This window comes from Virgibacillus carmonensis, from assembly GCF_057836705.1.
In genome coordinates, this window is the sequence record NZ_JBYQFJ010000291.1 from 1 (window position 1) to 586 (window position 586).

General features: G+C 38.4%; 1 protein-coding gene. It reads left to right on the plus strand.

The features are described 5' to 3' along the window. Nucleotides 1-170: 170 nt before the first annotated feature. On the plus strand, nt 171-586 hold a 416-nt coding region (locus AC3G7N_RS21930), incomplete at its 3' end, for a cation diffusion facilitator family transporter (protein WP_489424237.1).

The window sequence follows — 586 nt, forward strand, 5'->3', positions numbered from 1 at the left end:
AATTAATTTTTACAGTAAATTTTTGGTTTTGAGCTAATGAAACTTAATTAGTTACTTGCAATAGATATACCCATATGCTTGAATGTTTCTCTGGACTCACCATGTGATGCTTTGGTAGACTATTAGAGCTGTTATTAATCAGCTCCACTAGACATTAAATGGAGGATCCCATGACACATACAGAGAACTTGAAAAAAGGTGAGAGAGGTGCCTGGATCAGTATTTTTGCTTATCTAATCTTATCTGTAAGTAAACTCATCATAGCTCACTTCGGCAATTCGGAAGCATTAAGGGCGGACGGATTGAACAATTCAACAGACGTTATTGCATCGATAGCAGTATTAATTGGCCTTAAAATATCCAGAAAACCTGCGGATAATGACCATCATTACGGGCATTATCGGGCTGAGACGGTAGCATCCTTATTTGCTGCCTTTATAATGGTATCTGTAGGAATACAGGTAATTTACGATACGTTGCAAAAATTATGGAATGGGACAATTGAACAGCCAGACATGTTAACAGCCTGGACTGCACTTGCTGCGGCAATTATAATGTTTGGTGTTCACCGGTACAATGCAGGATT